At 66.0% G+C, this 23,521-nt stretch carries 20 protein-coding genes and 1 tRNA gene; 8 read left to right on the top strand and 13 right to left on the bottom strand.

The genetic code is table 11. The features are described from left to right. Positions 1 to 137: 137 nt before the first annotated feature. The 5 genes from BM310_RS10355 to BM310_RS10335 all read right to left on the bottom strand — a co-directional run bounded on the left by BM310_RS10355 (position 138) and on the right by BM310_RS10335 (position 4,897). The gene (locus tag BM310_RS10355; RefSeq protein WP_089807425.1) at positions 138 to 1,979 is read right to left on the bottom strand and encodes an FAD-binding protein; all 1,842 of its coding nucleotides are present in this window, start codon (positions 1,977 to 1,979) and stop codon (positions 138 to 140) included. A gap of 52 nt (positions 1,980 to 2,031) precedes the next feature. After that, positions 2,032 to 2,919 (bottom strand): succinate dehydrogenase/fumarate reductase iron-sulfur subunit, encoded by an 888-nt coding sequence (locus BM310_RS10350; RefSeq protein ID WP_089807423.1) that lies wholly within the window; start codon positions 2,917 to 2,919, stop codon positions 2,032 to 2,034. 1 nt (position 2,920) lies between these two features. Next, on the bottom strand, positions 2,921 to 3,298 hold the full coding sequence (locus BM310_RS10345) for a succinate dehydrogenase (protein WP_089807421.1): 378 nt from the start codon (positions 3,296 to 3,298) through the stop codon (positions 2,921 to 2,923). 2 nt (positions 3,299 to 3,300) lie between these two features. Beyond that, complete coding sequence (sdhC, locus tag BM310_RS10340) at positions 3,301 to 3,693, bottom strand: succinate dehydrogenase, cytochrome b556 subunit (protein WP_089807419.1); 393 nt, start codon at positions 3,691 to 3,693, stop codon at positions 3,301 to 3,303. A gap of 175 nt (positions 3,694 to 3,868) precedes the next feature. Next, a complete protein-coding gene (locus tag BM310_RS10335) occupies positions 3,869 to 4,897 on the bottom strand; it encodes a succinylglutamate desuccinylase/aspartoacylase family protein (RefSeq protein ID WP_089807417.1) in 1,029 nt (342 codons plus the stop codon). 120 nt (positions 4,898 to 5,017) lie between these two features. Here BM310_RS10335 and BM310_RS10330 point away from each other — a divergent pair, with 120 nt between their 5' ends. Then, the gene (locus tag BM310_RS10330; protein WP_089807415.1) at positions 5,018 to 6,376 is read left to right on the top strand and encodes a putative ATP-dependent zinc protease; all 1,359 of its coding nucleotides are present in this window, start codon (positions 5,018 to 5,020) and stop codon (positions 6,374 to 6,376) included. A gap of 62 nt (positions 6,377 to 6,438) precedes the next feature. Further along, positions 6,439 to 7,002 (top strand): DNA-3-methyladenine glycosylase family protein, encoded by a 564-nt coding sequence (locus tag BM310_RS10325; protein WP_089807413.1) that lies wholly within the window; start codon positions 6,439 to 6,441, stop codon positions 7,000 to 7,002. Between the two features lie 29 nt (positions 7,003 to 7,031). Here the strand turns inward: BM310_RS10325 and BM310_RS10320 are convergent, their stop codons facing one another. Then, positions 7,032 to 7,586, bottom strand: a complete 555-nt coding sequence (locus BM310_RS10320) for a DNA-3-methyladenine glycosylase family protein (RefSeq protein ID WP_394328063.1) — start codon at positions 7,584 to 7,586, stop codon at positions 7,032 to 7,034. Positions 7,587 to 7,776: 190 nt separating this feature from the next. Between BM310_RS10320 and BM310_RS10315 the strand changes: the two genes are divergently transcribed. The 4 genes from BM310_RS10315 to BM310_RS10300 all read left to right on the top strand — a co-directional run bounded on the left by BM310_RS10315 (position 7,777) and on the right by BM310_RS10300 (position 11,265). Further along, positions 7,777 to 9,756 (top strand): 3-hydroxyacyl-CoA dehydrogenase/enoyl-CoA hydratase family protein, encoded by a 1,980-nt coding sequence (locus tag BM310_RS10315; RefSeq protein ID WP_089807409.1) that lies wholly within the window; start codon positions 7,777 to 7,779, stop codon positions 9,754 to 9,756. 69 nt (positions 9,757 to 9,825) lie between these two features. Next, positions 9,826 to 9,900, top strand: a tRNA-Glu gene (locus BM310_RS10310). 332 nt (positions 9,901 to 10,232) lie between these two features. Further along, positions 10,233 to 10,766: a DUF7344 domain-containing protein gene (locus BM310_RS10305; RefSeq protein WP_449271706.1), complete on the top strand. Its 534-nt coding sequence runs from the start codon at positions 10,233 to 10,235 to the stop codon at positions 10,764 to 10,766. Positions 10,767 to 10,830: 64 nt separating this feature from the next. Continuing rightward, on the top strand, positions 10,831 to 11,265 hold the full coding sequence (locus tag BM310_RS10300) for a disulfide bond formation protein B (RefSeq protein WP_089807404.1): 435 nt from the start codon (positions 10,831 to 10,833) through the stop codon (positions 11,263 to 11,265). Positions 11,266 to 11,275: 10 nt separating this feature from the next. Here the strand turns inward: BM310_RS10300 and BM310_RS10295 are convergent, their stop codons facing one another. The 6 genes from BM310_RS10295 to BM310_RS10270 all read right to left on the bottom strand — a co-directional run bounded on the left by BM310_RS10295 (position 11,276) and on the right by BM310_RS10270 (position 21,153). Continuing rightward, positions 11,276 to 12,727 (bottom strand): DASH family cryptochrome, encoded by a 1,452-nt coding sequence (locus tag BM310_RS10295; protein WP_089807402.1) that lies wholly within the window; start codon positions 12,725 to 12,727, stop codon positions 11,276 to 11,278. Between the two features lie 51 nt (positions 12,728 to 12,778). Next, positions 12,779 to 13,384, bottom strand: a complete 606-nt coding sequence (locus BM310_RS10290; protein WP_177232594.1) for a DUF7344 domain-containing protein — start codon at positions 13,382 to 13,384, stop codon at positions 12,779 to 12,781. An 89-nt stretch (positions 13,385 to 13,473) separates the two neighbouring features. Continuing rightward, a complete protein-coding gene (locus tag BM310_RS10285) occupies positions 13,474 to 15,498 on the bottom strand; it encodes a SpoVR family protein (protein ID WP_089807398.1) in 2,025 nt (674 codons plus the stop codon). Continuing rightward, positions 15,495 to 16,814, bottom strand: coding sequence for a YeaH/YhbH family protein (locus BM310_RS10280; RefSeq protein ID WP_089807396.1), 1,320 nt, complete (start codon positions 16,812 to 16,814; stop codon positions 15,495 to 15,497). Before BM310_RS10280 ends, BM310_RS10285 begins: the two co-directional genes overlap by 4 nt. Next, positions 16,805 to 19,084, bottom strand: a complete 2,280-nt coding sequence (locus BM310_RS10275; RefSeq protein WP_089807394.1) for a PrkA family serine protein kinase — start codon at positions 19,082 to 19,084, stop codon at positions 16,805 to 16,807. The genes BM310_RS10280 and BM310_RS10275 overlap by 10 nt, the downstream gene beginning before the upstream one ends. Further along, on the bottom strand, positions 19,081 to 21,153 hold the full coding sequence (locus BM310_RS10270) for a PrkA family serine protein kinase (RefSeq protein ID WP_089807392.1): 2,073 nt from the start codon (positions 21,151 to 21,153) through the stop codon (positions 19,081 to 19,083). The genes BM310_RS10275 and BM310_RS10270 overlap by 4 nt, the downstream gene beginning before the upstream one ends. A 592-nt stretch (positions 21,154 to 21,745) precedes the next feature. Here BM310_RS10270 and BM310_RS10265 point away from each other — a divergent pair. Both BM310_RS10265 and BM310_RS10260 read left to right on the top strand, forming a co-directional pair. Further along, positions 21,746 to 22,150, top strand: coding sequence for a DUF5820 family protein (locus BM310_RS10265; RefSeq protein ID WP_089807390.1), 405 nt, complete (start codon positions 21,746 to 21,748; stop codon positions 22,148 to 22,150). 33 nt (positions 22,151 to 22,183) lie between these two features. Beyond that, a complete protein-coding gene (locus BM310_RS10260; RefSeq protein ID WP_089807387.1) occupies positions 22,184 to 22,633 on the top strand; it encodes a UPF0179 family protein in 450 nt (149 codons plus the stop codon). Between the two features lie 32 nt (positions 22,634 to 22,665). On the opposite strand, the gene BM310_RS10255 is transcribed toward BM310_RS10260, so the two are convergent. Beyond that, positions 22,666 to 23,481 (bottom strand): M14 family metallopeptidase, encoded by an 816-nt coding sequence (locus BM310_RS10255; RefSeq protein ID WP_089807385.1) that lies wholly within the window; start codon positions 23,479 to 23,481, stop codon positions 22,666 to 22,668. Positions 23,482 to 23,521 lie beyond the last annotated feature (40 nt).

Below are 23,521 nucleotides of genomic sequence, written 5' to 3'. Positions count from 1 at the left end.
TAGCCGTTGGGAGCCCGCGGCGGAGACGACGGGTGCCGCCGGCATCCGGTCGGTCCGCCGTCGTGCGACACACGGTGTCGCGCCCTCGGAGTCGGTACCGCGGGAAAACGCGTGAACGAGTCAGTCGGCGACCCGAGTCAGTAGCTTCGGACTTTCGGTTCGTACGTCTTGTTCTCGCCTTCGAGGACGACCGGTCGGTACCACAGTTCCGGCTTGCCGTCGTTCCACGACAGCATCGTGTGCTTCAGCCACGTCTCGTCGCGACGCTCCTGATGTTCCTTGCGCCAGTGGGCGCCGCGGAACTCGTCGCGGGCCAACGCGCCGAGCGTGATGGCCTCCGCGGTGTCGAGGATGTTCCGCGTCTCGATGGTCTGGATGAGGTCCGTGTTGAACGTGCGCGACTTGTCGGCGACGTAGACGTCCTCGTACTTCTCGCGCGCGCGCCGGATGTCGCGGAGCGCCTGCTTCAGTCCCTCCTCCTCGCGGAACACGTTCACGTGCCGCGTCATCGACTTCTGCACCTCGGCGCGAATCTCGGCGTGCTGGACGCCGTCGTCCTTCTCGAGGAGCGACTCGACGCGTTCGCGTTCGGCGTCGAGGGCGCGCTGGACGTACTCGTCGCCCGAGAGCGACCCCGCCGCCGCCCCGCCGTCCGCGACGACGTCCTCGCCGGGTGCGGAGACGTCGCCGGGTTCGACGGGCGTGTCCACTTCGCCGACTTCCCAGTCGCCGCGCTGGCCGGTCTCTATCTTCGCCTCGCCGAGGTCACGGCCCGCCGCGTGGTGGCCGGCGCGCTTGCCGAACACGATGAGTTCGGGAAGCGCGTTCCCGCCGAGTCGGTTCGAACCGTGCACGGACGCGCACGCGCACTCGCCCGCGGCGTACAGCCCCGTGATACACGTCTCGCCGTTCTCGTCCGTCTCGATGCCGCCCATGGCGTAGTGCTGGCCGGGCTTGACGGGCATCGGCTCCTCGAGGGGGTCGACGCCCTCGAAGTCCTCCGAGAGGTGGACGATGTTCTCCAGTCGGTCGATGATGCGCTCCTCGCCCAGGTGGCGCATGTCGAGGTGGACGTACTCGTCCTCGATACCGCGGCCCTCGTTCACCTCGGTGAGTTCCGCGCGCGACACCACGTCGCGGGAGGCGAGTTCGCCGTCGTTGTTCGCGTAGCCGTACTCGAACATGAAGCGCTCGCCCTCCTCGTTGTAGAGGATACCGCCCTCCCCGCGGACGCCCTCGGTGATGAGCACGCCCGTCGAGGGGAGCGTCGTCGGGTGGAACTGGATGAACTCCATGTCTTCCATCGGGACGCCCGCGCGGTAGGCCATCGCCGGGCCGTCGCCGGTGTTGGCGACGGCGTTCGTGGTGTGGTCGAACACCTGTCCGGGGCCGCCGGTGGCGAGGATGACGCCGTTCCGCGCGTGGAACGCCGACAGTTCGCCGGACTGGATGTCGTAGGCGACGACGCCGTGGCAGGTCCGCTCTTCGGGGTCGTCCTCGTCGGAGACGGCCAGGCGCGTGACGTACCACTCGTCGTACACCTCGATGCCGCGCTTGACCAACTGTTCGTACATCGTGTGCAGGAGCTGATGCCCCGTCTCCGCGCCGGCGTACGTCGTCCGCGGGAACGACATCCCGCCGAACGGTCGCTGACTGACCCGGCCGTCGTCGTCGCGGGAGAACGCGAGCCCCCAGTGTTCGAGCTGGATGACCTCGTCGGGGCTGTCCTGACAGAGCGTCTCGATTGCGGGGGCGTCGCCGAGGTAGTCCGACCCCTTCATCGTGTCGTAAGCGTGCTGTTCCCAGGAGTCGCCCTCGCGGAGGGCGGCGTTGATGCCGCCCTCGGCCGCGCCCGTGTGACTCCGGACGGGGTGGAGCTTCGAGACGATAGCCACGTCGGCTCCTTCCTCTTGTGCCGCGATGGCCGCGCGGAGACCCGCGCCGCCCGCGCCGACAACGATAACGTCGTGTTCGTGCATAGTGTGAATGATTATCGTGGGTTAGGACTGGCTGAACTTGAGGGTTGCCCGTTCACCAGAACTTCAGGTTGTTCTTGACCGCTTCGCGCTTCAGTTCCTGGATGTGTTCCGTCAGGGGGATGTCCTTCGGACACACCTCGGTGCAGGAGAACTGCGTCTGACAGCGCCAGACGCCGTGCTCCTGTTCGAGAATCTCCATCCGGTGCTGCTGCATGTCCTCGCCCTCGCGTTCGTCCATCGTGAAGCGGTAGGCCTTGTTGATGGCCGCCGGGCCGAGGTACTTGTTGTCGCCCGCGGCGATGTTACACGAAGACATGCAGGCGCCGCACCAGATGCATCGCGTGGACATCTTGATCTTCTCGCGGTTCTCCCGAGACTGGCGCTGTTCTTCGAGTTCGCCGTCCGGCAGGTCGTTCGTCTGGAAGTACGGCTCGACGGCCTCCATCTGGTCGTAGAAGTGCTCCATGTCCACGACGAGGTCCTTCACGACCTCCTGGTGGGGGAGCGGTTCGATGCGGACGGGTTCCTCGAGGTCAGACAACTGCGTCTTGCAGCCGAGTCGCTGCGACCCGTTGACGAACAGCGCGTCCGACCCGCAGATGGCCTGCCGGCAGGAGTGTCTGAACGTCAGACTGGAGTCGTAGTTGTCCCGCGCGTACATCAACGCGTCGAGGACGGTCATCCCCTTGTGGTAAGGGACGTGGAAGTCGTCGAAGCGAGGTTCCTGTTTGCCCGCTATCTCGGGGTCGTACCGGAACACCTTCAGGAGGTACGTGTCCTCGTCGCTCAGCGCCTTCTCGGCCTCCTCGGCCTGCCGCTGGCGTTCGCGCTCGGCCGCCTTCTCCCGCTTCTTCTCCATGCGGCGCTGCTGGGGGACGGACTGCGACTCGGTGTCCGCGGACGATTCGTCTTCGACTTGTTCGGGAACTTGCGTACTCATGTTAGAAGGGGAGGAGAGCGATTCCCGCCCACTCGTTTGCCGTTCGGATGCCCTGCACGACGAGGAGGACGCTCGCGGCGACCAACGTCCACTTGACGGCGGTCTTCCGCGTGCCCTCGATACCCTGGTTCACCAGCGCGTTGTAGACGCCGTTGACGCCGTGGAACGTCGCGGTGACGAGGAACAGTATCATCAGCGAGTAGTACGTCCACTGCTCCATCCGCGCCGACGACATGGCGAACGTCACCTCGTCCGCGTGGTGGACGAAGTGAAGCAGGAAGAAGTGGAACGCGAGGACGGCCACGAGGAACGCGGCCGTCAGTCGCTGCCAGAGCCACCGGCGGCCGCCGCGCTCGAACGAGGAGTAGTGTTCCGCCATCGTCAGAACACCCCCGCCACGAACGTCGGTACGCTGGCGACGACGATGACGCCGGTCAGCACTAACGACGCGTAGAAGCTCTTGTCCTGTGCGTGCAGCCCCACGCCGAGGTCGACGAGGAGCAGTCTGAGACCGTTGAGGATGTGGAAGACGGCCACCGCCAGCAGGCCCACTTCGAGGATGCGGACCACGAGCAGACTTTCGAGCGTCTGTATCGTCTCGGTGTACGCCGTCGCGCCCGTCAGCGCCGTCGAGAGGACGGCGATGTGGGTGAAGAGATATCCCACCAGCACCCAGCCGGTGAACTTGTGGAAAATCCAGGCCCACATCCCCGCGGAGAACTCCTTCCATCGGCCGAAGTCCTCGATGAGGCCTCGATTGTAAGACTGACTCATGCTCTCGTGAACCTCGGGAGCGCGGTAGTATAGAACTTACGTGTACGGCCGACGGGGGATGCAACGAATCGGCAGACTGTGCCGCGAAGTGGGACGCGTCGGTGGGAGATTTACCCGGTCGACAGTACGTATTTCGGCTCGCGGGCGGCCGATCGGCGTCGCCGCCGCAGGGGCGTCAGGCCCTGAGCGTGTGTCCGTCGGGCGACTGTTCGCGTTCGACGACGCGGCGGACGTGTTCCTCGAGTTCCACGAGGTGACACAGCGGGTTCCCCGGGTAGACGACCGGGTTCTCCAAGACGCCGACGAGGAGGCCGGTGAACGGTGCCTCGATGGTCACGTTGTCGTCTTTGAACGGGTTGGTGATGGTGCAGATGCGGTCGCCCTCGTGGACGAGTGCGCCGCGGTCGTGGTGCATGTCCACGATGCCGCCCGCCTCCGCGCGAATCCACGTCTTCTCGCTCGCGTCGTCGATGACGGTCCGCCACCCGGGCCACCGGACGGCGGTGGCGTCGTACATCCCGTACTCCGCGAAGACGCTCTCGACGCCCGCCAGGGCCTCGTCGATGAGTTCTCGCTGGAACCGGTGGGCCTCGCCCATCTCGACGGTGATGGCCGGGACGCCGACGGCCGTCGCCTCCGTCCGGAGCATCCCGGAGGACCCCTCGCCCGCGATGATGACGTGCGACCCGAACGCCTGCGCGAGTCGCGCGCTCCCCTTGTGTTCCATGTTGGCGCGGACGTGAATCATGTTCGTCCGGCCCCGCGTCGAGGTGTGGAAGTCGATGCCGAAGTCGCAGGGCGCGATGAAGTTGTCGAAGATGCGTGCGGCCATCCGCTTCGCGCTCGTGGAGTCCTCGCGGCCGGGGAACGAGCGGTTCAGGTCCCGGTCGTAGATGGGGAGGTAGCGTTGCTGGGCCAGGAAGGCCGGCACGTTGAGGACGGGCATACAGACGAGCGTTCCCGAGAGGTCCGAGAGGTCCCACTCGTGGGCCACCTCGCGCACCACCTCGATGCCGTTGAGTTCGTCGCCGTGTGCGGCCGCAGAGAGGAACGCCGTCGGCCCGTCCCGTTCGCCGTTGATGATGGTGACGGGGATGCGAACCGGGTCGCCGAGATACGTCTCACTGATGCCGTAGCGAATGTTCTGCGTCTCACCTTGTGCGACCTTCCCGCCGTTGTACGTGAAGGCCCCATCGTCACCCATACCGGTCCTCGTACACCGGAGTATATAAACGTCCGCAACGCTCCCTGACGCCGTCGACCGACCGTCGCCGACGGCGAGACACCGGCATTACTTTGAAACCCGCCCCTGTTACGTTCGGATATGTCTGGCGATGGCGATTCTGTTCGTGTCGGCGTGCTGTCTCTGCACAACAGCAAGGAGACGAAGGCTATCTTGAACGCGGTCGACGACCTGGGTCACGAGGGCGTCTGGCTTCGGCGGGAGAACACGGCGATCAGTATCGAGGACGGCGACGTGACGGTCGAACCCGAAGTGGACATCATCGCGAACCGCCTCCTCCTGTCGAACACGGAGGAACCGGCCGAACTGCTCGGACTGGCGACGACGTTCGAGCGCATCCGCCCGATGCTGAACCAGCCGTCGGCGGTGCTGACGGCCATCCACAAGTTCGCGACCGCAGCGACGCTGGCGAACTGGAACATCAAGGTGCCGGACGCTCTCCTCGCTCTCTCCAACGACCGGCTGAACCAGGGCCGCGAACGCTTCGGCGACGTCGGCGTCTACAAGTCCGCCATCGGAACGCACGGCGGCGGCACGTGGAAGGTGGACCTCACGGAGGCGGTCAACCCCAAGGTCGGCAACCGGCAGGCGTTCCTGCAGGACCTCATCGAACGCGACGACGAACACCACCGCGACCTGCGCGTCTACATCGTCGACGGCGAGATAATCGGCGCGATGTACCGGTACGCGCCGGAGGGCGACTGGCGGACGAACGTCGCCCTCGGCGGCGACGTGCTGAACGCGACGGACGAGATGCCCGAGGAGGCCCGCGAGACGGCTCTGTACGCCGCCGAAGTGATGGAACTGGACTACGTCGGCGTGGACCTCATCGAGGGCGACGACGGCTGGTTCGTCCTCGAGGTGAACCCGACGGCCGGGTTCAAGGGGCTCTACAAGGCGACCAACCGGTCGCCGGCGCCGTTCATCGCCAAAGTCGCCATCGAACAGGCGGGCGGCAGCGTCGAACAGTCCCGCGTCGAGGACCTCGCGGCCACCCTCGACGACTCCGAACCGCGGAGCATGCCGCGCGTCGACCCCGGTCCCGACGGCGAGATGCCCCTCATCGGCTACATCGAGGAAGTCGTCGTCTCGGGGACCAGCGGGTCCACGCAGGCGTACGCCAAGTCCGACACCGGCGCGACGCGAACGAGCATCGACACCTCGCTGGCCGCCGAAATCGGTGCCGGCCCCATCAAGAGCATGACGCGCGTGAAGTCGGGGTCGATGAAGGGCGGGAAGGCCCGCCCCGTCGTGGACCTCGTCATCGGCATCGCGGGGACGCAACACACCGTCACCGCGAGCGTCGAGGACCGGTCGCACATGGACTACCCCCTCCTCCTCGGGCGCGACATCCTCCAGCACTACCGGGTGGACGTGCGCCGCCGCGTCGACGAGGGCGGAAGCGGCGGCGACGACGACGAGCAACTCCTCGAAGAGTAACCGACCCGCGCGGCGTTCCGGGAGCGACGACCCTTTCTCTCCCCGGGACGCAGCACTCCCCGATGGACCCGATACGGAACGACGAGCGACTCGCCGAACTCGTCGCCGAACACGGCGAACTCGCCGTCGAACCCGCCGAGGACGAGTTCGAGCGGTTCGTCGTCTCTATCGTCAACCAGCAGCTATCGACGCAGTCGGCCGCCGCCATCCGGGAGCGCCTGTTCGACCGCTTCGAGGTTACGCCGGCGGCGATGCTGGCCGCCGACGAGGACGCACTCCGCGACGTCGGCCTCTCCTCGCAGAAGGTCTCGTACGTTCGCAACGTCGCCGAGGCGTTCGAGGCGGACGACCTGACCCGTGACGGGATGGCGCACCTGAGCGACGCGGACGTCGTCGCCCGCCTCACCGAGATTCGCGGCGTCGGCGACTGGACGGCGAAGATGTACCTCATCTTCGTCCTCGGCCGCGAGGACGTGTTCCCCGTCGAGGACCTAGGAATCAGGAAGGCGATGGCCGAACTGTACGGGATAGACGCGGACGACCGGTCGGCGATGGTCGAACGCGCCGAGGCGTGGCGACCGTACCGGAGCATCGCCTCGCGGTATCTGTGGCGGGCCGTGGACTGACCGTCCGCCGACCGAGTCCTCGCGTCGCCTCAGCGCGCCGCCTCGTACGCGGCCCAGACGTACCGCGTCGCCAGCGACCGGTACGGCCGCCACGCGTCGGCCACCTCGCGCATCTCCGCCCGCGTCAGGTCGTCGCCGTCGGCGTACAGTCGTTCGATGCCGCGCCGGACCGCGAGGTCACCGAGTGGGAGGACGTCCGGCCGGTCGAGGACGAAGATGAGGAACGTGTCGGCCGTCCAGTCGCCCACGCCCGGTATCTCCGTGAGACGCGCCCTGACCGCCTCGTTCGACAGGTCGGCCAACCCCTCTCTCGTGAGGTCGTCCGCCTCGAACGCCTCGGCGACGTTCCGCAGGTAGCCCACCTTCGACGCCGGGAGGCCGGCGTCCCGCAGAGCGTCCTCGTCGGCGTTCAGTACCGACTCGGGCGTCACGTCGCCGTCCAGCACGTCGTCGAACACGCGCGCTCGAACCGCCGCCGCACTCGCCGTCGAGATTCGCTGGTTGACGACGGCGACGCAGAGTCGTTCGAACGCCGACCAGTCCGGTTCGGTGTAGGGGTCGTGGCTGTCTACCACCCTGCGCATCACGGGGTCCGTTCGGAGGACGGCCACTGCGTCGTCGGTCACGGTGTACTCGGGTCGAACGGAGGTCTCCAGCGAGAATAGTCTCTCGGCCGCGCCGCCGTCCGAGACGAAAAACCATGAATAAACGCAATAAGAGTTTCCACTATTCACGAGGGAAACGTTGAAACGCCTCGCATCCGAGAATCGGTGTATGGAGTTAGACGATATCAACACTATCACGGTTCTCGGTGCGGGGAACATGGGCCACGGCATCGCCGAGGTGGCCGCCCTCGCCGGCTATCAGGTTCATCTGCGCGACATCAACGAGGAGTTCGTCCAGAACGGCTACGACCAGATAGAGTGGTCGCTCGGCAAACTCGCCGAGAAGGACCAGATATCGGACGACGAGGCCGACGCCGCCCTCGAACGCGTGACGACGTACGTGGACGTGGCCGACTCCGTCGCCGACGCGGACGTCGTGATAGAGGCCGTCCCCGAGAAGATGGACATCAAGAAGGACGTCTACACGGAGTTGGAGGCGGCCGCCCCCGACCACACCGTCTTCGCGACGAACACCTCCAGTCTCTCTATCACCGAACTGTCGGAGGTGACGGAGCGACCGGAGAGCTTCTGCGGGATGCACTTCTTCAACCCCCCGGTCCGGATGGAACTCGTCGAGGTCATCGCCGGCGAACACACCGCCGACGAGACGTTGGCCGTCGTCGAGGACCTCGCCGAAGCGATGGGGAAGACCCCCGTCCGCGTCCGCAAGGACAGTCCCGGCTTCATCGTCAACCGCGTGCTGGTCCCCCTGATGAACGAGGCGGCCTGGATCGTCGAGTCCGGCGACGCGACGATGGCGGAGGTCGACTCGACGACGAAGTACGACATGGGCATCCCGATGGGGAGCTTCGAACTCGCGGACTACGTCGGCATCGACGTCGGCTACCACGTGCTGGAGTACATGCACGACGTACTGGGCGACGCCTACGAGCCGTGTCCGCTCCTCGAACAGAAGGTCGAAGCGGGCGACCTCGGGCAGAAGACCGGGAAGGGCTTCTACGACTACGAGGACGGCGACGGCGCGCAGGTCCCGCACGACGAGGGCAGCGAGGCCGTCGAGAACCGCTTACTCGCCGTGATGGCGAACGAGGTGGCCGGTCTGGTCGGGAACGACGTCGCCCACCCCGAGGCCATCGACCGCGCCGTCAAGCTCGGCGGGCGCTTCTCCGACGGCCCGGCGAAGATGGCCGACGGCGCCGGTATTGAGACGCTCGTGGAGACGCTGGACGACCTCCACGAGGAGACCGGCGAAGCGCGCTACGAGGCCGTGGACTACCTCCGCGAACTCGCCGCGTCGGGGTCCGGCTTCTACGGTGACGGCGGCGAGGAGACCGACGAGGCATTCGACTTCAACGACATCGAGGTCGAAGTTCGAGACGCCGTCGGCCACGTCACGCTCGACCGACCGCACCGGATGAACACCATCAGCGGCGAACTGATGGACGAACTGTCCGAGGCTATCGACGCCCTCGAATCGGACGACGACGTGCGGGCCGTCCTCATCACGGGGGCGGGCGACCGGGCGTTCTCCGCCGGTGCGGACATCCAGAGCATGGCCGGCGGCGCGGGCGACCCCAACGTCGGGACGGAACTCTCGCGGAAGGGCCAGCAGACGTTCGGTAAACTCGAAGAGTGCGACAAGCCGGTCGTCGCCGGCATCGACGGCTACTGCCTCGGCGGCGGGATGGAACTGTCGATGTGCGCCGACCTCCGCATCGCCACGAAGCGCTCTGAGTTCGGCCAGCCCGAACACAACCTCGGCCTCCTCCCCGGATGGGGCGGCACCGTCCGCCTCCAGCGCATCGTCGGCACCGGCCGCGCCAAGGAGATAATCTTCACCGCCGACCGCTACGAGGCGGAGACGATGGCCGACTACGGCTTCGTCAACGAAGTCGTCGACAACGACGACTTCGAAGCGCGCGCCTTCGAGTACGCGAAGCAGTTCGCACAGGGACCGCCCATCGCCCAGCGCTACACCAAGCGCGCCATGCACAACGGCTGGGAGGACACCGACGCCGGACTGGAGGTCGAAGCGCAGGCGTTCGGCCTCCTGTTCGCCACGGACGACCTGATGGAGGGGATGACCGCGTTCATGGGTGACCGGGACCCCGAGTTCGAGGGCGAGTAAGAGACACACTCCCGAACCCGACCCGTAACGGAATCTTTAAACGAATCAGCCCACCACGATAGCATGCAGGCTCGGTTGGTGTAGTCCGGCCAATCATCTTGGCCTTTCGAGCCGAGGACAGGGGTTCAAATCCCCTACCGAGCATGCTTCTGACGAACCAATCCCTCCGAGAGGCTTCCGTGTCTCTCGGTTCAGTGAGACGGAACGCGACCAGGAGACTCGAATCAGCGAGCACAACTCTCCGATTCGCGACCGAGCAACGTCCGGACCAGTAGTGTTTTACTCGTACAAGCGGAGCGTCAGCTATGAGCCGTCCACGGTGGTCCGGGTGAGCAGTCCTCTCACGAGAGGGGATTGTTTATATCATCAGACAGAATATGTGGACGTAGCTGGCGGGGAGGGTCAATGAGGTGAGCGTACGACGTGTGTTAGCGGACGAAAAAGCCAGGACACTCTCGAAGGACGACATCTACTCGATGTTGAGTAACCGTCGTCGTCGATTGGTTCTCGACTACCTTCGAGAGACCGAAGAGACGGTGTCCGTTCGAGACCTGTCCAGAGCGGTCGCCGCAATGGAGAACGGCATCGACCGCGAGGAGTTGACGTACAAACAGCGAAAGCGAGTCTACACGTCGCTCCATCAGACGCACCTGCCGAAACTCGACGACGTGGGCGTCGTCGTCTACGACCGGGACAGAGGGACCATCTCGCTGACGCCGTTGGCCGACGAACTCGACTCGTTTCTCGACGGGACGACCGACCGGCGGGTGAGTTCGTGGTCGGTGTACTACCTGGGCCTATCCGGCCTGTCGATGCTCGTCGTGGCCCTCGCGTGGTCCGGGCTGTTCCCCTTCTCGCTCGTCCCCGACATCGGCTACGCGTTCCTCGTCGCAGTCGGGTTCGCCGCCTCCTCGTCGCTGCAGGTCTACGCCGAACGCGCCGCGAGCGAAGACGGCGAGCGGTCGCTCTCGACGTTCCTCCCCGACGTCGGCTTGCGCGACGACGACTGAGCGACGCCGACACGAGACGACCGGCGCCGACACGTTCAAGCCACCGGCACGCGGCCGTGCGAACATGGCGTCCTCGACACGCGGCGTTCTCGCACTCTCGACGCTCGTGGCTGCCGTCGCCACCGTCGGGAGCCTCTTTTTCAGCCTCGGACTCGGGCTCGTCCCGTGCGAACTCTGCTGGTACCAGCGCATCCTGATGTACCCGCTCGTCGTCGTCCTCGGCGTCGCCGCGATAGAGGACCGCGCGGGCGTCTACCGGACCGCGCTCCCCCTCTCGCTGTTCGGCCTCGTCGTCTCCTCGTACCACGTGTACCTCCAGGTGTTCCCGTCCGTCGGGGGGACGTGTTCGCTCGGCGGCGGGTGTGCGGCGATTCAGTACCCGATGCTCGGCGGCCTGTTGACCATCCCGCGACTGGCACTCGTCGCGTTCCTCCTCGTCACCGTCCTCGTCGCGGGCGTCGCGTTGACCGCCGACGAGGACGAGTGGAGTAGCCCGTAACCGCGCGCCGCTACGAGTCGAGTCGGACCATCGGTTCGGGGTAGTCGACGCCGAGTTCGACGCCGAACGAATCCTGCTCGGCGGCGTCCATCCGCCAGGGTTCGTGCGCGTACGCCGGCGGCACCGCCGCCAGTTCGGGGATCCACCGCTCGACGTACCTCGCGTCGGGGTCGTACGTTCGCGCCTGTTCGAGTACGTCGAACGCCCGGTCGCGCGAGTCGTTGCCGACGCCGGCGACGTACGCCCAGTTGCCGTAGTTCGAACACGGGTCGTAGTCCACGAGGTGCGTCTCGAAGAACGCCGCGCCCACCCGCCAGTCGAGTCGCAGGTCGTTGGCGACGAAGGAGGCGACGTTCTGCCGGCCGCGGTTCGGCATGTAGCCGGTCGCCAGCAGTTCGCGCACGTTCGCGTCCACGAACGGGATGCCCGTCTCGCCCGCGCGGACCCGCCGCAGTCGCTCGTCGTCCGTCCGCCAGTCGACGTCCGTCCGGTCCCGGATGCCGCCGGGACGGAAGAACGCCGCGCCGTGTTTGCGGAACTGGAACTGGAAGAAGTCCCGCCAGAGCAACTCGAACAGCAGCCAGTACGTCGAGTCGTTCGCGACGCGTTCGTCCTCGTACCGCCGCACCTCCCGTTCGACGGACCGCGGCGAGAGACAGCCCTCGTTCAGCCACGGCGAGAGCTTCGAGGAGTAGTCGGCGCCGACCATCCCGTTGCGCGTCTCCCTGTACTCGCGGAGGTGGTCGCCCGCCCAGACGTAGGCGTTCAGCCTGTCGAGTGCGGCGTCCTCGCCGCCGGGGAAGTCGTGGACCGCCCTGTCCTCGGGCGCGGGCGCGGTCAGGTCGTCGTCGAGTTCGCGAAGCGACGGAATCGCTCCCGGCGCGACGCCGCGCGAGTCGAGTTCGGCGGGCGGCGGCGGGAGGTCGGGGACGGCGACGGGGTCGCGGACGGTCGACTTCGCCTCGACGGCCTCTCGGAACGGGGTGTACGTGTCGTCGATGGCCGTGTACGGCGTCGGCAGGTCGGCGGGGTGGTAAAGCGTGTGCGTCCAGCGACGGTGGACCGCCACGCCGTCGTCGCGCAACGCGGTCGTCACGCGGTTCTCGACGGCGACTTCCTCGGGCGCGGGCAGCGTCTGGAACCACACCCGGTCGACGTCGGCCGCCGCCGCGAGGTCCGCGAGGGCCGTCTCGGGCCGGTCGTGGCGGACGAGGAGCGTCGAACCGCGCCCGGAGAGCGACTCGCGCAACGCCTCGACCGACTCGCGGCGGAAGCGGGCGCGGTGGCTCCCCGTCTTCTCGAACCGGAAGGAGTGCGCGCCGCCGAACGCCCGCGTGCCGTACTCCCGCGGGTCGAAGCAGTACACCGGGAGGAGGTGGTCGGCGTCGGCCGCCGCCGCGAGCACCGGGTTGTCGCGAACCCGGAGGTCACGGCGGAACCAGACGAGTGCCGTCTCGGTCATCGCTCCGAGTACGGACGGCGCGCTATTGAACGAACGGGACGCTCCGACCGGTCAGTCGTCGCCGGTGGCGTCGACGTTCGGTCCGTCGGCCCCCCGCGAGCGGAGGCGGTGGAGGAGCGAACTCCGCTGGTCGACTATCTGATACGTCGCGGAGGCGACGACGAGAAGCAGGAACGCGACGCCGAGGAGCGTCGGGTCGACCACCGACAGCGTGGGCACGCCGATGCCGGATCCGACGAGCGAGAGCAGTCCCAGCAGTCCGAGTCCGAGGTAGTACTCGGCCCACGAAATGCCGTACTTCGGGACGACTTCCATGTAGACGGCCACCTCGTGGGCGGCGTCCGCGAGGGCGACGGTCTTCGCGTCGCTGTCGTAGGTGACGATGCCGAGTTCGTCGAGTTTCGGCAGGTGCGTCTGGTGAAGCGAGACGTAGACGCTCTGGCGGACGTTCCGCGGCGGCGGCGTCTCGCCGGACTCGACGCTCCCGATGTACTCGGCCAGGTCGCTGACGGCTTCGCTCCCCTCGGACGACCGCAGTCGTTCGAGGACGAGACGGCGTCTGTCGTTTCTGAGGACGTCGTGAATCTCCGACTCCTCGAGTCTGTCTTCGCTCCTGTTTCGGGTCACTCCCACCGACCCGGCCCCTCCCCTGGACATACCTCTGGCTTACCGCCGGAGATACATCAATGTGTCTGTATTCTATAGTATCTGAAAAGTGTGAAGTTACGCGGAGCGAGAACGCGGCGTCACGACAACCACTCCTCCGGCTTGGTGTCGTAGTCCACGTCCGTCGCGCGGATGCGGTCGGCTATTTCCTCGTCCAACTCGTACGTCTCGAACGCCTCGCCGTCGTAGCGGATGCGCTTGCCCGTCTCCGTCGGCGTCGGTTCGCGGTTGCGCCGACGCGCGACTTCGACGTCGTGTTCGTCGTACTCCTTGACGATCGTCGCGAGGTTCACCGGCCGGCCCCACAGGTCGTACAGGCGTTCGAGGACGCCGCGCGCCTGCGCGATGTCGAGCATGATGCCGTTGTACTGGTGACCGAGGAGCAACTCGCCGCGGTTGGCGTAGTTGCCGTCGAAGACGACGATGGTGGGTTTGCCGAAGTTCGTGAACTGCAGCAGGAGTTTCTTCTTCACGTCCTCGTAGTCGACGGAGGCGACGCGGTACTCGCCCGTCGCCTGCGTGAACTCGTACGTGAAGTAGTGGTTGCTCTCGACGAACTCCTGCGTGAGGAACGCGTCGATGAACGTCACGTCGTTGTGGCTCTCCCGAATCTCGCGCATCCGGTCCCACCCGGCCGTCCGGTCCACGTCGGCGACGGCCTGTTCGACGGTGTCGTACACCTCGTCGTCGAACATGTACCGCGAGAGGCGTTCGAGTTCCGACCGGCGGATGCGGCCGAGGAAGCCGCGGTTCTGCGGCTTCACCAGCGAGAAGTGTCGCTCGGCGAGTCCCTCGTAGGTGAGCAGTTTCCACGGGTAGGCGTCGACGTCCACGTCCGCGTCCGCGTCTCCCTCGTCGTCGCCGGACAGCGCTCTGTCGAGCATTTCCCAGTCGACGCGCGGGTCGTCGGCCGGTAGCGAAGCGAGTTCGTCCACCGTGTCCGACCGAATCCGGTCTATCGCCGGGTCGGGCTTCAGGAGTTGCTGCACCGTCTCGAAGTCGACGACGTCGTGGAAGTTGCGCCACGAGACGCCCTTCACGCGGAGCAGTTTGTCCGCGACTTCCCGTCGGTTGGTCGTGTTCTCGATGTACTCCCACAGTTCCTTGCCGAGTTTGTAGGGGTTCAGGCCGGGCGACCCGAGGACGCGTGACTGGTGGTCTGCGTAGGTGACGAACTCGTCGGTGCCCGCGAACCGTTCCTCGCCCATCATGAGCGACTCCCAGTAGGCGGCCCACCCCTCGTTCATCACCTTCGTCATCTTCTGGGCGGCGAAGTAGTACGACTCGGTCCGGAGGATGTCGAGGACGTCCCGTTGCCAGGACTCCATCTCGACGGCCTTACCCTTCTCCTCGTCGTAGCGCATGCCGTGCGCCTGGACGAACGCCAGCACGTCGCGGCGGGGGGCGTCCAGTTTCGCCGCCTCGGCCTCGGCCTCGGCGAGTTCGTCCAACCACTCCTCGTCGAACACCTGATTGCGGACGTCGTCGGAGATGTTCATGTCGTCCAGTCGCTTCCGCAGGTCCTCGGGTTGGACGCGTTCGCGACCGGTCGCCGCGTCGGTGATGGTGCGGTGCTGGTCGATGTTGTCCTCGATGCAGAGGACGGCGTCGATGAAGCGTTCGACCTCCTCGCGGTCGATGTCCGGGTCGTCCATGTACTTCTGGATGGACTCGCCGTGCCGTTCGAGCATCGCCGCGGCGTCTAAGTCCGTGTCGCCGGCGAACATACCGAACCACTCGTTGTTGCTGAAGAAGTCGGCGTGCGCCTCGACGTGGGTGATGACCGCCTTCTGGTCGGCCAACGAGTTCGACTCCTGCAGGAAGGCGTGCGAGGGGTTGTCGTTGTTGACGATCTCGAACGCCTTGCCCATGCCGAACTGGTCCTGCTTCTGCTGGCGGTCGTACGTCATCCCCCACCGCCAGTGCGGGTACCGTCGCTGGAACCCGCCGTAGGCGATGAGCTGGTTCATCTCGTCGTAGTCGACCACCCAGTAGTTCACCGGGTACGGTTCCAACCCGAGTTTGCGGGCGAGGTTGCCCGCCTCGCGGACGGGTTCCTCCAGTTCTCCGGCGACTTTCTGTGCGGTGTGTCTGAAGCGTCTCATTCTCCTGCCTCCGTGCTGAGGATGTCGTAGATGGCGTCTATCACGTCTTCCGGCGAGGAGACGTACGCGACGACGACGTTGCCCTGGTCTTCGAGCGACCGTTCGACTTCCTCTGCGTGCGTCGCGTTGATGGCCGTCCCGCCGGGTTGCGTCTCCACGTACGCGTGGAGGTTCGCCGGAATCTCGCGCATCAGGGGGACGACGTTCTCCGTCGTGTCGTTCGAGGAGTTCTCCGAGTCGCCGGCGGCGAACACGTATCGATTCCACTCGGACCAGGGGTACTGCTCTTCGAGTACCTCCTTCGCGAGTTCGTACGCGCTGGAGATACGGGTGCCACCGCCCGAACGGATGCCGAAGAACTCGTCGCGTTCGACCTGCCAGGCGTCGGCGTCGTGGGCGATGTAGACGAACTCGGCGTTGTCGTACTTGCCCGTGAGGTACCAGTCCAGCGGCGTGAACGTCCGCTCGACCAGTTCCCGCTTCTTCTCGCGCATCGACCCCGACACGTCGCGGATGTTCACCACGACGACGTTCTTCTCCTTCTCCTCGATTATCTCGGGGTGACGGTAGCGCTCGTCGTCGCGGCGGAACGGGATGTCGCGCAGGCCGTCGCGCTGGATGCGCTGGAGCGTCGTCGAGCGCTCGACGTTCTCCTCCATCTCCTCGAAGGAGGACCACGTCCCGCGTTCCTCCTCGGGGATGTCCGTCCACTCGTCCTCTATCCACGCCAGCGAGACGAGGATGTTCTTGTCGCGGCACCACTGGTAGACGGACTGCTCGTCCTCGCCGGCGACTTTCATCGCCTCGCGGACGAAGTCGTCGTCGAAGTCCATCGCCAGTTTGCGCTTCAACCCCTCCTTGAACAGGTGTTCGAAGTCGAGGGTGCTGTGCGGCCCGGTCCGCGTGATGTCGGTGAAGTCGCCCTCTATCTCCTCGATCACCTCCTTCCCTTTCGGTTCGAGGTCCAGGCCGAGTTCCTCGTCGAGTTCCTGCGCGAACTCCTCGGGGTCCATCTCGTAGTACTCGTGGTCGGCTCCATCCTCGCCCGGGTCGCCGTCCTCGTCGCCGTCGCCGTCGGCGGGTTGGGGCTGGCCGACGGGTTGGCCCACGTCGGGCGTCCCGCCCTGTCCCTGTCCGACACCGCCCTTGTCGAGTTGGTCGTACTCGAACTTCGGCAGGTCGACGACTTTGATGGGTATCTTGATGCTGTTCGGCCCGGACCCCCCGAGGTCACCGTAGCTGATGAACTCCTTGAGGTCCTCGCGCCGGTCTTCGCCGATTTCGCGGAACCGTTCGACGTCCTCTCTCAGTCCCATCGGTGGCGCACCTCGTTCATGACCGCTCGACTGGTGAGTTCGGCGGACGCGGGGGTGTACCCGTTTGCTACCATGTGTGCTATCGTTCGTTCTTTCACGCGTTCTGTCTCGGTGTTCGCCGGCGGGTCGTCCCACTGGTCGGGGTCGAAGTCCTCGAACAGGCGGCGGACGTCGTCCCACTCGTGCGTCTCCAGCACCGTCCGGATGACGGGAATCTCGGAGAGTTCCACGTCCTCGACGGTGAACCCCTCGTCGCGGTTCTCCCACGCGTAGCGGTTCAGCGCGGTGATGACCTTCTCGCGGCGGAAGCGTTCGACCGCCTCGGAGGGGTCGTTGCCCGTGTAGTCGCTCTCGGCGAACCGGCCGAGGTGTTCCGTCTCGAACAGTTTCATCAGGAGTGCGTCGGGGTCGACCGGACCGCGTTCGGTCTCGACCTGCCCCTCCGACTCCCAGGCGTACACGTGCTCGACGTACTCCTCGACCGTCTCCTGTTCGACGTGTTTGTCGGCGAGGACGGCCGCGAGGACGTCCGACTCCTGTCGGTCGAAGACGTACTCCTTCACGACGGCGACCCGGCTCTCGTACTCGGCGCGTTCGGCGCGCGAGAACACCGGGGCGTCGTGGAGGCTCTCGGCCATCGCGTCGAGCAAGTCGTCCGGCATGACGACGGTGCCGACGTCCAGCGAGGGGTGGTGTCTGTCGCGGTCCTCGTGCAGGAGGTCCGCGATGACGTCGCGGGTGAACGTGACCGGAATCCCGTGCGTCCCCTCGTTGTCGCTGTCGAAACTGAACTCGTCTATCTCCTCGCGCGTGTCGCCGACCTGCAGGTAGCCCCGGTCGAACAGCAACGCCTTGTCGACCAGACTGTAGCCGTCGGGCACGTCGTCGCCGTCGAGGCGGGAGACGACGGAGTACATCGCCGCCGCCTCGACGGCGTGCGGCGACAGTTCCCTGCGCGTGACCGCGCCCGGACCGCTCCGCACGTCCACGAACAGGCTGTCGGTGATGCGGTCTTCGAGTTCTTCCCTGTCCTCGACGTCCCACACGTCCGTCTCGTTCGTCAGTTCGCGCCGGATGAGTTCGGTCTCCAGGGAGACGTTCGTCAGGTAGCGGAACTCGTGTTTGTCCAGCCGACGTTTCAGCGCCTTCAGCGGGTCGCGTCCGTTGCGGTCGGAGTACTTGTCGAGTTCGGCGTCGAGGTCCGGGTTCGAGATGATGAGCAACTGGGTGTCGATGTCCATCCCGATGCCCTTGTCCAGTTTGACGTGGCCCTCGTCGGGGACGTTCAGCAGTTTCTGCAGCAGGTCGGCGTGCTGCGTGGCGTCCTCGACGATGGTGAGCAGTCCGTTGCCCTGCGAGAGGACGCCGTCGTAGCTGAACGCCTGCGGGTTCTTGCGCCCGCGGGAGTCGAGTTCGCGGAGCATGCTCGGCATCCACGACCCGACCAGTCGCTCCTTCGGGGAGCCGTCGTCCTCGGAGTGGAGGACGCCGATACCCTGCCCCACGTCCACGACGTAGTTCTTCACGCGGAGGTGTTTCGGGTCGGTGACGGCGGTGAACAGGTCGCGCTTGCCCGCGCGGCGGTACTTCTCCTCGAGGTAGTCGTACGCCTCGCGGCAGAACGGGTCCAGTTCCTCGCCGAGCGAGATGGGGATGTGACCGGTCTCGGTCTCGTTCAGGTCCTCGAGGAGGCTCCGTCGAACCTCCGTCGGGAACACCGAGAGCGGGTGCGACTGCACCGGGCTCTCGTACCAGTCGGACTCGTCTTCGGTGCCGCTCGTCTCGCCGCCGTACGAGAGGCCGCGACTGTCGTCGGCGGTGGAGACGTTCCACTCGACGGTGTAGCGCCGGCCCTCCCGCGTCTTCGAGAACGCCCGAAGCCCGTTGACGAGGCAGCGTTTCAGTTCGGACTTGCCCGTCGCCGTCGGCCCGTCGAACCAGATTATCTTCTCTCCCTTGCCGCGTTCGGCGGCGATGGTCCGCAAGTCGTCGACGAACCGGTTCAGCACCTCGGTGTTGCCGAGGACGGCGTGTTCGCCGCCGTTGGCCGGGTCGTCGAAGAAGCGGTAGCGCTCCTTCTCCTCGCCCTCCTCGACGACCGTTCGGGTGCCGGACGCCTCGATGGCCGACAGGAGGTACTTCGAGGCGTGCGAGGCGATGGTCGGCGACTCGAACGCGGCGTCGACGTACTCCGCGAGGCTCATCGGCTCCTCGTAGGTGCCCCGGAGTCGCTCGTCCGCCTCGCGGATGTAGTCTCTCGTTGGCGTCATGCTTCGAGTTCGCTCTTTGCCACCTCCGCACCGGCGAACTCTAACACCTCTCTGGCACCTTCGCGCGAGTAGCCCTGTTCGACGAGGGCGTCGATCCACGCGTTCCGCTCGTCGTCGTCCAGTTCGTTGGCGCTGACGAGTGCCGAGAAGTTGATGTTGTGCTTCTTGTCCTCCCAGAGTTTGCGCTCGAGGGCGCGGCGGAGCCTGTCGTTGTCCTGCGGGTCGAACGCCTGCCCCTCGCGGGCGCGCCGCGAGACCCAGTTGGAGACCTCCTGTCTGAAGTCGTCCTTGCGGTCCTCGGGGATGTCGAGTTTCTCCTCGACGGAGCGCAGGAACTTCTCGTCGGGCTCCTGCTCGCGGCCGGTGAGTTCGTCCTGCACGGTGGCGTCGTCGATGTACGCCATGACGTGGTCCATGTACTTCTCGCCCTGCCGCTGAATCTCGTCCAAGTCGTACGCCAGCGCGTGGCGGACGTCCTCGATGGCGCGCTCTTTGTACTCCTCGCGCACCATCTCGAGGTAGCGGTGGTAGCGTTCGAGGTTCTCTTCGGGGATGGAGCCGTGGTTCTCCAGGTTCTCCTCGAAGTGCGTGAACATCGACAGCGGCGAGAGGTAGTTGCGGTCGCGGTGCGTCGAGTCCATGATGGCCTCGGCTATCTCGTCGCCGATGAAGCGCGCGGAGACGCCCTCCATCCCCTCGCCGATGTCGGCCTTCGCTTCTGCCTCCTCGCGGAGTTTCTTCACGTCGGTGTCGTCGCCCTCGTCTATCTCGCCGTTGTACGCCTTCGCCTTCTGGACGAGGCTGATGTTCCCGCCGTCGGGTTCGACGATGCGGGTGAGGACGCCGAACAACCCGGCCATCTCCATCGTGTGCGGTTCGATGTGCATGTCCGGCACGTCGGCGTTCCGGAGCATCTTCCGGTATATCTCGGACTCCTCGGAGTACTCGAGGACGTACGGGAAGTCGATGCGCTTCGTCCGGTCGTTGAACGCCTCCATCTTCTCGTCGCCCTTCTTGTCCCGGTACTCGGGCATGTTCGTCCGGCCGACGATGACCTGGTCGATGTCGATGCGCGGGTTGTTCTTCGGCTTGATCGTCTGTTCCTGACTCGCGTGCAGGAAGTCGTACAGGAACTCCCGCTGGAGCTTCAGCAGTTCCTCGCCGGAGAACAGCCCCCGGTTGGCGTTACAGAACGCGCCGGAGTAGTCGAACGCCCGCGGGTCGGACTCGCCGTAGACGGCCAGTTTCGAGTAGTTGACGTCGCCCGTCAACTCCGTCTCGTCCTGGTTCTTCTTGTCCTTCGGCTCGAACGTCTCGACGCACTGGCGCTTGTTCTCGCTGGCGACGAGGCGGATTATCTCGATGTGGTTGGAGACGACTTCCTCCAGGTCGTCGTCGTAGTACGCCAGCAGTTTGTCCATGTAGAACTCCGAGGCGGGGTCTAACGCCTGGTCGTTCCGGATGGTGTACGGCGCGTCGAGCGACTCGTTGAGCTGCTGGATTATCATGTCCCGTTGCTCCTGCGGGACGAGCACGATGGGGTCTTGGTTCATCGGCGACTGGACCACGTCGTCGGCGGGGTCCTGGTCGCGGATGACGTCCGTGAGGTTGGTCCACCGGAACGTGTACATCCGGCCGTCGTCGCGCATCGTGTAGTCCTCGAAGTAGCGCCGCACCATCCAGTCGAAGTGCGACTTCCCGGACCCGACGGGCCCGAGGAGGAGTTTGATGCGCTTCTCGGGGCCGAGACCGCGGGCACCCGACTTTACCTTGTTGACGAATTCGTGGATGGACTCGTGGACCTCACGGCCGTAGAACGTGTTCTCCCCGTCGTGGATGGGGTCTTCGGAGGCCATCAGGTACTCGACCACGCCGGCCTCCTCGTCGTACTCGGTGCCGTAGTGGTCGAACATGTCGGCAACGCGCTGGTGGGCGTTGCGGGCGATTCTCGGGTCGCTGTAGACTTCTTCTAAGTACCACTCGAAACTCTTTGCCTCGCGGAGGTCCGCGGGAACGGAGTCTTTGTAGTGCTTACTCAGCCCTTCGAGGGTGTCGATGTCACCATTCATTGTTCGTTGACGGATGTCGATAGCGCGACCACGCGCCTCCCGAGGTGCCTCTGAGTACCGGGCGAGAGGCGAGTGCCCGTCCGCGGGGACGGGTCGTGGTCGCTCCTATCGGCCGCCCTCGCACAACGAGTCAGACGAACGGTGGCGGCGGAATCAGCGGCGAGCGACGAGTCGTCGGTGTTCGGCGGACGGTGCGCGGAGGGACGGTTGCTCGGTCCGGTCAACCGAGGCTAACAATGTGTGAGAGACACACACATATAAGTCTTCCTCGCGCTCTGATGCGATTTCGCACTCGGAGAAGATGTGTCGATAATGGACTGTTAATCGGACGGTAGGGAGTTCGATACCGCCGAACTGGGAAGTTCATTGCTACCACGTCCCACATTCTCAGATTCGTATAGGTACGGGATTCGAAACCGCGTACACGGGCTGTCGGCGGGTCGGCGACGGACTTCGAGGCGCGGGGCGCTACGAGCGACCCGGCGCGACGGCCGTCGCGGGCGACCGGAGCGAGAACGTCCGGCGGGAGTGCCCGCGGTGGGGGACGGGGAGGGACCGAAGGAGATTCGACCGTCGCGTGACTATCGGGCGTATGAGCGACGAGACGGACGGGTCGGCGGCGACGCCGCCCGAGGGGTGGACGCTGTGGAACGACGAACCGAGCGGCCGGCGCATCCTCGCGTACCGGCCCGACGTGTTCAACGAGAGCGAGTTCCCCGCCGAACAGATGCCGACCATCTTCGTCTGGAACGGGTCGCGCGCCAACCGACCGGGGGCCTCGCGGATTCGAACGGAGACGTGGCGGGCCATCCTCCGACTGGAACCCGACGTCGAGGCCACCGTCGAGGAGTACGACTCCCGGGAGGCCGCAGTGGAGGGGGCGAACGCCCTCGCCCGGCGGTTCGCCGACGGCGAGGTGGCCTACCGGGAGACGTATCAGGCGCCTCCCGAGCGGTATCTGGACCGATTGGACGAACTCACCGGTCGCGACGCGTAAGATTATCCCTCGGGCGCGACTACGACTCGAACCATGACGAAGGTCACGCTCATCGGCGACAGACTCGCGGAACCCGGGACGCAGTTCGTCTACCGCGGTCCGTCCTCGGCCTGCGAGGGCTGTCCGTACCGCAAGCAGTGTCTGAATCTGGACGAGGGCGTCCGCTACGAGGTGAGGGGCGTCCGCGAGAACGCCCAGTTGCTCGACTGCGCGGTCCACGACGCCGGGGTCCGCGCGGTGGAGGTCGAACCCGCGCCCGTCGTCGCCAACGTCCCCTCGAAGGGCGCCTACGCCGGGAGCAAGGCCAGTCTCGCCGGGCCCTGTCCCCACACGGAGTGTCCGAGCCACGAGTACTGCGTCCCGGAGGGTGCCGAGTTCGACCGAGAGTACCGCATCGCCGAGGTGCGCGGCGACCCGCCCCACGACTTCTGCTATCTGGACCGCGACCTGACGCTGGTCGAGTTCGCGCCGCAGGAGGAGTAGTCACTCCGCTCTGGCGGCCACCGCCGCGGACCTCACCCGAGCGTGCCGACGTGGTCGGCGGCGTAGCCGAACTGGTCCTCGTAGCCGTACGCCGAGAGCAGGACGGGGTAGAACGCCCGGTCGGCGGTGAACACGTCGCTGCCGGCGGCGGCGAACCGGTCGCCCGCCTCGACGCGTTCGAAGTTGTTCACGAACACCTCGTACGTCTCCGCGGGTTCCTTCGGGATGCGTTCGAGCATCCGGTAGACGGTCACGTCGTCCTCCTCGCGGCGGTCCAGAGAGAGGGGGGACTCGTCGGCCTCGACGGGCGCGGAGACGACACCCGTCGCGGCGAGGAACGCGCGAATCAGCCAGTAGGCGTTCTCTTCCGCGTCCTCGGTTCCCTGCAGTCCGCATTCGACTTCGACGGTGTGCGCGTGGTCGATGAGGCGGCCGCCGGCGAACTTCCCCGTCTCGACGAGTTCGTCCACGGGGAGGTACGGACAGATGGACCGCGCGACGGCGCCGACGGAGTCGACGAGGGCGAACGGTTTGGCGTACGACTGCGTCGAGTGCAGCGAGAACGTCGTGCAACCGCGGACTTCGCGGGCCAGGTCGGCGGCGAGTCGGGCTTCGTGCGTGTCGGCGTTCGGGTCGCCGGGGAACGCGCGGTTCAGGTCCTCTTCGAGGTAGCGGACGTCCGCCTCCAACGCTTCCTCGTTGGCGACGACGAGTTTCACCGGCCGGTCCACGTCGGGCTTCCCAGCGACGAATCGTTCGATAGCGCGGGCACCGCAGGGTTCGTCGCCGTGGATGGAACCGACGACGGCGACCTCGGGCGTACCCTCACCGAGTTCGTAGATGCGCATTGGCGTCCCCAAACGGTGAGCGTTCTAATCGGTTCGGGTT

Origin of the sequence: Halogeometricum rufum (assembly GCF_900112175.1) — an archaeon.
GTDB lineage: Archaea > Halobacteriota > Halobacteria > Halobacteriales > Haloferacaceae > Halogeometricum > Halogeometricum rufum.
This window is presented reverse-complemented; position numbering and strand designations above follow the sequence as displayed.